Below are 10,154 nucleotides of genomic sequence, written 5' to 3'. Positions count from 1 at the left end.
AGGTCGTTGCAGCGCGTCCGGGACACGAGACCTGGCGCTCACAATACGATGGTGAGCGACACGCGAACGCCTCGCCAACTATCGTCTGCGCTCGCTCGCCGTCGGCTTTGGCGGCTCGGGCGGCGGGGCGGGTTGCGATGAGTTGCTGGCGCCGAACAGGACGCGGGTCGGGTTGCGGTCGAAGTTGTTCACGGCGCGGCTGATGTCGCCGAGAGTGCGGCGGCCATCGCTCATCAGCGCGCCGGAGCGCTTGTCGAAATCCTCGGCCAGTTCGCGGATCGACTTCACCGCCTGGAACAGCTCGCCGCCGTCCTTGCCGCCGGCCAGCGTGTTGAGGCCGAGCATGAGATTGTCGGCCTTGAGCATCACGCCGTCGACCTTGGCCATCACGCCATCGATCTTCTCGGAGTTGCGGGCGAGCGAGTTGGTGAAGGTCTCCAAATTCTTCAGCGAGTTCTTCACCGATTCCTGATTGTCGGCGACGATCTTGTTGATGTTCTGGAGCGTGCCGCGGATCGCCTCGGTGACGTCCTGGAGCTTGTTGGGATCCGCCGTCAGCGTCGGGATGCCGTCCTGGTCGAGCGGCGGCGGGGCCGCGTCCTCGTCGCCGCCCTTGAGCGAGATGGCGGCTACACCGGTGAGGCCCTGGAATTCGAGCCCGACCAGCGTGTCCTTGCGGATCGGGGCGTTGTTCTCGATCATGGCGAGTGCGACAACCCGCCGCGGGTTGTCCAGCTTCACCGAGACCACCTCACCGACCCGAATTCCGTTGAAATTGACGCTGCCGCCGTTGCGCAAGCCCGCCGCGGGGCCCTCGAACACGACGCGCAGGGGGCTGCGCTGCTTGGTGGTGTGCAGCGACTGAAACCACAGCACGAAGCCGATCGCAGCGGCGATCACCGCCAGCGTGAACGATCCGATCAGCACGTAATTTGCGCGCGTTTCCATCAGCTACTCCGGCACCTCAGCCCATCACCGCGCGGGCGCGCTTGCCATGGAAATATTGTCTCAGCCAGGGATGCTGCGAGGCCTGCATGTCGGCGATCGACCCTGCTGCAATGATCTTACCGTTTCCTAGAACGGCGATGCGGTCACATGCTGTGTAAAGGCTATCGAGGTCGTGCGTTACCATGAAAACGGTCAGTCCCAAAGTGCGCTGGAGCGTCCTGACCAGCTCGTCGAAGTCGCCGGCGCCGATCGGATCGAGGCCCGAGGTCGGCTCGTCCAGGAAGACGAGATCCGGATCCAGCGACAGTGCACGGGCGAGTGCCACGCGCTTGATCATGCCGCCGGAGAGCTCGGACGGGAAGCGCTCGGCAACTTCCGGCCTGAGACCGACCATGGCCAGCTTGGCCATGGTGATCTCGTCCATCAGCCGCTGCGACACGCGCAAGTATTCGCGCATCGGAAACTGGATGTTCTGCCGCACCGTGAGCGAGGAGAACAGCGCGCCCTGCTGAAACAGCACGCCCCAGCGCCGCTCGACATTTCGCCGTTGCGACGTGCTGGAGGAATCGAGGTCGACGCCGAACACCTCGATGGAGCCTGCGACCTTCGGCACGAGGCCGATGATGGTGCGCGTCAGCACCGATTTCCCGGCGCCCGAGGGACCGACGAAGCCAAGGATCTCGCCGCGCTTGACGTCGAGGTTGAGGCCATCGAGCACGCGCGTTGCGCCGAACTGCACGGTGACATCGCGGACTTGGATGATGGGGTTCTGGATCTCGCCTGCCATCGTCACATCCCGATCGAGGCGAAGAAGATGGCGAAGATGCCGTCCATGACGATGACGAAGAAGATGCCCTTCACCACCGACGCGGTCGTGTGCTGTCCGAGCGATTCCGCGCTGCCCTGCACGGCAAGCCCTTCGACGCAGGCGACGATGCCGATCACCGCGGCCATCACGGGTGCCTTGACGATACCGACGATGAAATGATCGATCGAGATGGCGTCGCGCAGCCGCAACAAGAAGGCCTCCGGCTGGACACCGCCATAAAGCCAGGCGACGAGCCCGCCGCCATAGAGCGCGGCCATCGCGCCGAGGAAAGCGAGGATCGGCAGCGCAATCACGAGCGCCATCATGCGCGGCAGCACCAGCACCTCGATCGGGTCGAACCCCATGGTGCGCAGCGCGTCGATCTCCTCGCGCATCTTCATCGAGCCGAGCTCGGCGGTGTAGGCGCTGCCCGAGCGGCCGGCGACCATGATCGCGACCAGCAGCACGCCGATCTCGCGCAACACCAGCACGCCGAGCATGTCGACGACGAAGATATCGGCGCCGAACCTGCGGAAATGGAAGATGCCTTGTTGGGCGATGATGCAGCCGATCAGGAAGGTGATCAGCACGATGATCGGCACCGCGCGCCAGCAGACCTGCTCCATGTGGTGCACGGTCGAGGTCAGGCGGAACGAGCGCGGGTGGATCAGGACGCGAAAGCCCGCGGCGAGCACCGCGCCGAGCATGTCGACGAGGCCCGCCATCGTACCGGCAACGCCGGCGACCGCCCGGCCGATCTGCTCCAGCATGCCGATGATGGTGATCGTGCTGCCGTCGACCACGGGCGTCGCCCTGACCCGCCGCACCTCGTCCACCAGGCTCGAATAATTGGCGGAGAGCCCCGCGATCTGGGCCTCGACAGGTCCTTTCGTCAGGCTGCGGCGCAGCCGCTCGATCAGCCAGGCGCCGAACGTGTCGAGCTTGGCGACCTCGGAGACGTCGATGAAAATGCTTTGGGGGTTGCCGGCGAGCTGCTCGGCATCGGCCACCAGCCGCTCCAGGACCGGCGCGAAGCTCGCGGTCCAGGTCCCGGTGGCGCAGAGTGCAAGCGCATTGCCCTTGGCAACCCGTTCCAGCTTCGGATCGCCGCTCAAGATGTCCGCTCCCCTGCCGGGACGGAGGAAAACAGAAGGTTGCGCACGCGCCCTTACCTAGAGAAGGTATCCCCAACTGGCCACTATTAGTTGCTACAGGTAACCAGCAGGTTCAGATTTCGCCAGAGTTCAAAATGACTTCCAGCAAACTTGTCTCCCTGGCGGCACGAATCGAACGCTTTCCGATTGCCGGCAGCTTTACCATCAGCCGGGGGGCCAAGACCGAGGCCGTGACCGTCGTGGCGGAGGTCAGTCAGGACGGGCTGACCGGCCGCGGCGAGTGCGTGCCCTACCCCCGCTACGGCGAGACTCCGGAGGCGACGCTCGGCGCCATTCAGGCCATGCAGCAGGCCGTGGCGGGCGGGCTGACGCGGCAGGCCCTCCAGGCGGCAATGCCGCCTGGGGCGGCTCGTAACGCGCTAGATTGCGCCCTGATTGACCTCGAGGCCAAGGTGGCCGGCCTGCGCGCCTGGAACCTGCTGGGCCGCCCGGAGCCCGGCGAGCGTACGACCGCCTACACCATCTCCCTCGGCACGCCCGAGAGCATGGCCGCGGCAACCGCCAAGGCCGCACACCGGCCGCTGCTCAAGATCAAGCTGGGCGGCGAAGACGATCCGGCGCGGATCGCGGCGGTGCGCAAGGCCGCCCCCGAATCCGAGCTGATCGTCGACGCCAACGAGGGCTGGAGCGAGGCCAATCTGGAGCACAATCTTGCCGCCTGCGCCGACGTCGGCGTCACGCTCGTGGAGCAGCCGCTGCCCGCCGGCAAGGACGAGGCGCTGGCACGGATCAAGCGTCCGGTCACGGTCTGCGCCGACGAGAGCGTGCACGACCGCTCGTCGCTCGAGCCCCTGCGTGCGCGCTACGACGCCGTGAATATCAAGCTCGACAAGACCGGCGGCCTCACCGAGGCGCTGGCCATGGCCGATGCCGCGCAGTCGCTCGGCTTCGAGATCATGATCGGCTGCATGGTCGCGACCTCACTGTCGATGGCGCCTGCGATGCTGGTGACGCCGCAGGCGCGCTTCGTCGATCTCGACGGCCCGCTGCTGCTGGCGCGCGATCGCGATCACGGCCTGCGTTATGACGACAGCCTGGTTTACCCGCCGGACGCTTCGCTCTGGGGATGAGACTTGAGCCGGTGCCGCGCCGACCAGATCACCAGCGCACCGGCAGCGGCCATCGCGGCCATGACGTAATACAGGCCGTCGCCGATGCGGGCGTAGATCGCGCCTGACGCGATCGAGGTCGTTGCGCCCAATAGACCGTTGCACGCGGCGTAGTAGCCCTGTCCCCGCGCGATCTGGTGCGGCGGCACGCGCTGCACCAGGAGATTCATGGTGCCGACGATGGTCATGCCGAAGGTGAGACCGTGGCCGAGTTGCACGATCGCGAGCAGCGCCAGCGGCGGCTCGTTGGCGGTGACGATCCAGCGCACCACCGCGCTGAGCCCCCCGATCGCCATCATCGTGGACGGATGCAGCGAGAAGCGCGGCGAAAGGGCGAACACGACGATCTCCGCGATCACACCCAGCGTCCACAGGGCCGCGATCGTCAGCCCGCCGAGACCCTGGAGCTGCCAGTTGATGGCCGAGAAGGTGTAATAGGCGACGTGGCTGCCCTGGATCAGCGCCGCCGAGGCGATGATCGCCCAAAAGCCGCCATCGCGCAGCAAGGCCTTGCCGGCATGCGTCTCGGCGGTCCTGCGCCTGACCTCGTCGAGCGGCTGAAGCAGCAGGCTGGCGAGAACCGCGACTACGGTCCATGCGACGATGACCCAGATCAGATCACGCGGCGCGATGCTGTCGACGAGATAGCCGCAGGCGAGCGAGCCTGCGGCGAACGCCGCCGAGCCCCACAGCCGCAACGGCCCGTAATCGAGCCCGTAACGCGCGACACCGCGCAGCGCGTAGGCATCGGTCAGCGGCATCGTCGGCGTCCACATCATGCAGGTCAGCGCATAGATCAGGAACAGCGCCAGCGGCTGCTGCTGCAAGCCGACCGCGGTAAAGCCGATCGCCGTCACCAGCACCGATACCATCATGGCGGCGCGAATAGCCTGCCGCTTTTCGGCAAAGGCGGTCACTTGCGGCAGCGTGGTGAAGCGCGTGATCGCCGGCAGCGCGTTGATGAGGCCGATCCAGGCCGCGTCGACGCCGATCGCCTTCAGCCACACCGGGAAGAACGGCAGATGCGTGCCCGAGACCGCGAAGACGGCCGAATAGAACAGGGCGAGGCTCACGGCGAATCGCCGCTTCTTGGCTTCCGCGATGGGGATTTGTGATTCGCCTGCCATCAAACCAATTGCGATTCGGTCGATATCGTGGTGATCGTTACAGTAACGCGCGGTGATTTGCGCGACGAGATTGTCATGGCCAACGAAGCATTCGCCCTTTCGCCCATGTCTGCCCGCGCGGCCGAGCCGAACGAGCAGGATTACGACGCGATCCGCGAAGCCTTCATGGAGACCGCGCGCGGCCGCTGGTTCCTCGGCGAATATGCCAAGCGCAACCGCAATGCCGACACCCGCATGGTGCTCGATGCGGTTGCGAAGATCGAAGAAACCCTTGCGGCACAGCGACAACCCGTCGTCGAGGACCGCCTGCCCGAGGCGCTGGTCGATATCCGCCGCGCCATCCGCGAGGCCGAGACGATTGCGATCGCGGCGTTCGATCCCGCCGCGATCGAGGCGAGCCTCGCGCCGATCCCGCGCGGGGTGCGTATCATCAAGGAGATCTCCTGGCGCTGGCGCGAGATCGGCGCCGACGGGCGAATCTGCGACCTCATTGATTCGCAGCTCGCCTCGATCGAGGCGGCCTGCGGACAGATTTCGACCATCGACCCCCGCGTCGAGCTCCAGGCGGCCTTCGATCTGCTGAGGGATCGGCTCGAGCAACTCGACGGCGGCGCAACGCCCCAAGCGGCGCCTTACGAGCCGGCTCCGAGGCAGGAGGCGCCGTCGTCTGCGGCAGACCTGCCGCCTGCCGAAGTCGCACCTGGCGCGATGGCCAGCGAAGCCCCCGTGGCTTCTACGGAGGCGCCGCAGGACATCGCAGCCACTCCGGAGGTCGAAGCACCTGGCGTCACTGAGACGTCGGCCGTTGCCGAGCGGGCCATGGACACCGCAGTCGCGCCGGAGATCGTCGCCGAAAGCCAGATCGCTCCCGAAAGCGCTGCGCTCGACAATGTCGTGCCTGATGATGCCGAGCTTGAAGGCGCCTCGTTTGAAGAGCCGGCCACTGAACCGGCCGCCTTGACGGAAGCAACCGATGCGTTCGCGCTCGATGCCGCCGCGGAAGCCGAGGACGAAGCCATCCTCGAGGCCATCGCGCTGGAGATGGCCGCGCCGGATTCCGACTTCGAGGTCGCAGCTCCCGTTGCGGCGGAGTTGCCGGAGCCGATCGCGCCAGAGCCGGTCGTCGCAGCGGTCGAGGAAGAGCCCGCAGACGCGCCGATCGCGATGGAGTCGCTCGCGCGCCTCACCGACGCCATCGCGGAAGCTGCCGCCGAAGTGATGGAGCAGCAGGCCCCGGCCATGGCGGCCACGGCAACATTCGCGGCAGCGCCAACCGCGCCGCTGCCGATGCCCTCGCCGCTGTCCGCGTCCTTGCCGGAGCCCTCGCTCGGCGCCACCATCCTCGCCAGCGGCATCTTGCAGAAGCCCCGCGCGCCGGCGAACGACCCGCTCGCGCCCATCCGCCGCATGACCCAGGCCGAGAAGATCGCGTTCTTCTCGTAAACCTCAGCACCCCACTCCCGTGTCCCGGATTAGCAGCAACGCCCTTTGCGTTGATGCGCAGAGCCGGAACCCAGAAGCCACGTTCCCCGCTGCTACATGGGCGCCGACTTCGCGATCTTGTACGATCTCGTCTGCCGATTGCGAGCAAGCGTCGCGTCAGGCTGCCACGGCCGTACTTGGAACAAGCCGCAATCAACGCGTCCACATCGGCCGAAGCGTAGGTAGCTCCGCGACAACCGTTTCGCTGTTGATGCTCTCGGCTTGCGAGGTCAGTGCACATCTTGGCGGCAGCGCAATGCCATCTCCTGGTGCGAGGAGATTAAGCTTGTGACTATCCAGATCGTGAGTGCGTTTGCGGCGTAGGACAGCAATTCGCAGACACATTCGATAAGTTGATCTGTTCCATGTCGAGCGAAACTGGGATTGCTCAATGCGCAACAGTAAACGAAGCATGTGGAACACTGGGATTCCGTCTGGCCGTAGGGTTTTACCCATGCGCATTTTGCAATTGCATTGCTGCCCGCGGTGCACTTGCATCGAAATCGTGGAGTTGCGCGGTTGAGCGTTGAGATTGTTGTTGAGAGCGAAGGCGTCTGGAAAATGAATTGGATATCAGTGCGTGTAGAGAAAGCAGACTTAAACAAATGTTGAGATCGCTGTTCGGTGCCGCTTCGAATGGAGGAAGCGGTGCAAGCGTTACCGCGGCTTCGCTGTGGTAATGGCTTCCGGCGGATTTGGTAACCGCCTTCTTGCAACACTTCCGCGATCAGACTTCGATCTGCTGGCGCCCGAGCTGGAGACGGTCGTCCTCGATCACAACGCGGTGCTCTCGCGAGCGGGCGAGCAGGTCGATTACGTCTTCTTTCCTCATGCCGGCGCCATCTCGCTGATGGTCGACATGGCGGATGGCCGGACGGTTGCAACCGCAGTGATCGGGCGTGATGGGGTCGTAGGCAGTCTTTCGGTGCTGGGGCCGTCGCCTTCGGCCATTACCGCCATCGTTCGGGTGGCGGGCACCGCCTCTCGGATTTCCGCGTCGCGATTTCACGCCGCTTTTGGCCGGAGCCCTGCGATCCGCCACGCAATCCAGAGCCACGTTAGAGCGATGCTCATCCAGTTTCAGCTCGGCTCGGCCTGCCATGCGCTGCATCCGGTCGAAGCCCGCATGTCGCGTTGGCTGCTTCAGTTGCGCGACTGCGTCGACCAAGACGTCCTTCCGCTCACCCAGCAGGAGCTGTCGCAAATACTCGGTGTCCGACGAACGACGGTGACGCTCTTGATGCGCAATCTGCGCGCGTCCGCTGCGATCATCTCTGATCGAAGAGGCCAGATCGAAATCGACCGGTCCCGACTGGCGGCGGCCGCCTGCGAGTGCCACGACACCATGCGGCGCGAAATCGAGGAGGTGTTCTCGATGGGGATGGGCCGATCACGCGAAACGGCCGTTTCGCGTGATCGGCGAATCCTGACCAGCGAACCCGGCGGCGCTGGGTAAGCTGCTTTCAATTGGGTCGAGACACGCCGCAACCTTGCACGATTGCCCTCCTCCTTCCGAGGAAGTCAGGAGGGCGCTGGTGAACTAAAAGCCAGTTGCCGGAGAGAGAAGGACGGAGCGGCGTCGAACCTGATCACGTTCTCTCGGGTCGATCACTGTCCCCTGCAGGTTTGCATTGCGCCTCGATTTTCGCAAGCTCGCGCAGCACCGCCGCCACCTCGCGCAGTTCGTTGCGCGCGGGGCCCGGCTTCAGTCGTCGTGCTTCGTCAAGAAATTCTCTGGCCTGCATCAGGAAGACGGAGCGTGCATTGGTTGTTTGCGTCCCCGCCATCGTGTCCCTCCAGATTACGATCCACGAGCTGTGGGGTCGGTCAGGCCGTGTGCCACGGCTGCGGCGCTGCGCGAGCGCTCGGCTCATCCACCCAGCCTTCCTGTGCAAACCAGGCGTGATCGGCCTGACAGATCGGACAATGGGTGCGCCTGAAAAACACAATGCTGCGCAAAAAACTCTCGCGATCGGCCTTGATGCCGGTGGGGATAGCGCGGCCGCTTCGCGGGCATTTGATCATGACCATTCCCATGTGACCTCCCTTTGCACGTCAGCTTGCATTCCGAAACAAAGGCCGGCCCGTCAGATTGCGCCTCTTATTGGTGCGGCTACTTGGGGGGCATCGCGCACCTGGCCATTATTGGTCGAGCATGTGGGGGCATGTTCGTGGCGAGGCTTGTTCCGACGGGCCGGTTTCCCTGCTGAAGGACTCCTGGACGAGAGCTTTTTAGCTGGCCGGATGCAGGACCTTGGCGAAGTACTTCTTGATCGGCTCGCCGGCTTCTTTCGCAAGCTTCTCCCCAAGCCCCCACAATTCCTTGTTCTGGGCGGACGCGGTGTCGAAGGTCTTGCGCGCTTGCGCAACGGACAAGGTGAAAACATCCGGGACTGACTTACTACCCAGGGCCTGCGCGAAGAAGTCGATCGCAGACACCGTATTGGCGTTCGACATTTCGATCAGCTTGGCCGCGTAGTCGGTTGCGCCCTTGGCATTGCTCGAATACGTCTCACGCAGCGCTTCCGCCATCTCCGCCGACGCGACCTTGATCTTCTCGCAGCCTTGCTGTGCGCTGGCGACCCCCTGCTCGGCGAAACCGCCGATCGCGCTAGACAGCGGGATATTCGGGAACCCGAATAACGGAATTGCGTAACCATTCGTCCCGTTCAGTCCAACTTTCACTTCGCGTTCACTCACGGCACCATCCTCGTTCTCAAGCGGCATCATTTCCCGAGAGGTTGACTTGCCTCATGGGACTGGAGGCGAGGACATGTCCCCGCTTCCATGTTCGATCAGATTCAAAGGAGCTCTTAACCCCGGCCCTGAGATGCCATCATGCGCGAAGCAAGCGGACGCTGTCGGTTCGATGTGCGACTCTCGGTGAAATTTTTCTCTCAGATGTCAAGACACGCAGTCGTCATATCTACAGGAATTGTGCTGTGCGGTGGGAGCCTCGTCAGGGGTGTGAGGCACTCCGCGCGAGCGCGCTCTGAATCGTTCCTGCGTCGGTGGCGGGCGTCGCGCCATTTCGGAGTATGCTATCGCCGCCAAAACCGGCCAGCTCTCCGACCCAGTCCAGTTGAAGCACTGTCGCCGTAATGCAAATCGCCGTGGCGAAGGAACTAGCGGCGCGCCATTCTACCCTCGGGCACGCGTCTCGCTGCGACGCGGCCCGGCCTTGGCGCGAGCCGACCTTGTCGTTAGGCGCAGGCCATCGGAGTGCGGCTCTGAGATTCGGGTCCAACTGCTCTCGCCGCCAAAGGCAAGCGGCCATCCACACGCAGCCGACTGTGACCAGTAGTCCATGCGCCATGCGGAGGGGCTGCGCGCCAAAGAATTGCGGAACGTATAAAGGACATCCCGATGGCAACGGACGCCGCTTGCCTTCGGAGAGCGACAGGAGCGCCAAAGCGCCGTTGTGGTCCCATTTTCATCGGCCGCGGTGCCCCGGCTCTGCAGCGCATCGCCGAAGGAGCGCTGCGCTGCCTCCGGGGCGCGAGAG

General features: G+C 64.5%; 10 protein-coding genes. 3 read left to right on the top strand and 7 right to left on the bottom strand.

From position 1 onward, the window contains the following. Positions 1-78 precede the first annotated feature (78 nt). From IVA87_RS17350 to IVA87_RS17340, 3 genes are read right to left on the bottom strand one after another with little or no spacing between them, the layout of a single operon-like run. Entirely contained in the window at positions 79-948 is an 870-nt protein-coding gene (locus tag IVA87_RS17350; RefSeq protein WP_247334396.1) for an MlaD family protein, read from the bottom strand. A gap of 16 nt (positions 949-964) precedes the next feature. Then, entirely contained in the window at positions 965-1,735 is a 771-nt protein-coding gene (locus IVA87_RS17345; protein ID WP_247300168.1) for an ABC transporter ATP-binding protein, read from the bottom strand. Between the two features lie 2 nt (positions 1,736-1,737). Next, entirely contained in the window at positions 1,738-2,871 is a 1,134-nt protein-coding gene (locus tag IVA87_RS17340) for an ABC transporter permease (RefSeq protein ID WP_247300170.1), read from the bottom strand. A gap of 134 nt (positions 2,872-3,005) precedes the next feature. Here IVA87_RS17340 and dgcA point away from each other — a divergent pair, with 134 nt between their 5' ends. After that, positions 3,006-4,001: an N-acetyl-D-Glu racemase DgcA gene (gene dgcA / locus IVA87_RS17335; RefSeq protein ID WP_247300172.1), complete on the top strand. Its 996-nt coding sequence runs from the start codon at positions 3,006-3,008 to the stop codon at positions 3,999-4,001. On the opposite strand, the gene IVA87_RS17330 is transcribed toward dgcA, so the two are convergent. Beyond that, the gene (locus IVA87_RS17330; RefSeq protein WP_247300174.1) at positions 3,971-5,167 is read right to left on the bottom strand and encodes a major facilitator superfamily domain-containing protein 6; all 1,197 of its coding nucleotides are present in this window, start codon (positions 5,165-5,167) and stop codon (positions 3,971-3,973) included. The genes dgcA and IVA87_RS17330 overlap by 31 nt on opposite strands. Positions 5,168-5,242: 75 nt before the next feature. Between IVA87_RS17330 and IVA87_RS17325 the strand changes: the two genes are divergently transcribed. Beyond that, positions 5,243-6,610: a hypothetical protein gene (locus tag IVA87_RS17325; RefSeq protein WP_247334395.1), complete on the top strand. Its 1,368-nt coding sequence runs from the start codon at positions 5,243-5,245 to the stop codon at positions 6,608-6,610. A 718-nt stretch (positions 6,611-7,328) separates the two neighbouring features. Further along, complete coding sequence (locus IVA87_RS17320; protein ID WP_247300179.1) at positions 7,329-8,105, top strand: Crp/Fnr family transcriptional regulator; 777 nt, start codon at positions 7,329-7,331, stop codon at positions 8,103-8,105. 133 nt (positions 8,106-8,238) lie between these two features. On the opposite strand, the gene IVA87_RS17315 is transcribed toward IVA87_RS17320, so the two are convergent. The 3 genes from IVA87_RS17315 to IVA87_RS17305 form a co-directional block, all read right to left on the bottom strand. Continuing rightward, positions 8,239-8,436 carry a hypothetical protein gene (locus IVA87_RS17315; protein ID WP_247300180.1) on the bottom strand — a complete coding sequence of 66 codons (198 nt, stop codon included), beginning with the start codon at positions 8,434-8,436 and terminating at the stop codon, positions 8,239-8,241. Positions 8,437-8,476: 40 nt separating this feature from the next. Then, positions 8,477-8,686 (bottom strand): hypothetical protein, encoded by a 210-nt coding sequence (locus IVA87_RS17310; protein WP_247278716.1) that lies wholly within the window; start codon positions 8,684-8,686, stop codon positions 8,477-8,479. Between the two features lie 195 nt (positions 8,687-8,881). Next, positions 8,882-9,349, bottom strand: a complete 468-nt coding sequence (locus IVA87_RS17305; protein ID WP_247334394.1) for a phasin family protein — start codon at positions 9,347-9,349, stop codon at positions 8,882-8,884. Between the last annotated feature and the right edge of the window lie 805 nt (positions 9,350-10,154).

Origin of the sequence: Bradyrhizobium sp. 147 (assembly GCF_023073935.1) — a bacterium.
Lineage (GTDB): Bacteria > Pseudomonadota > Alphaproteobacteria > Rhizobiales > Xanthobacteraceae > Bradyrhizobium.
This window is presented reverse-complemented; position numbering and strand designations above follow the sequence as displayed.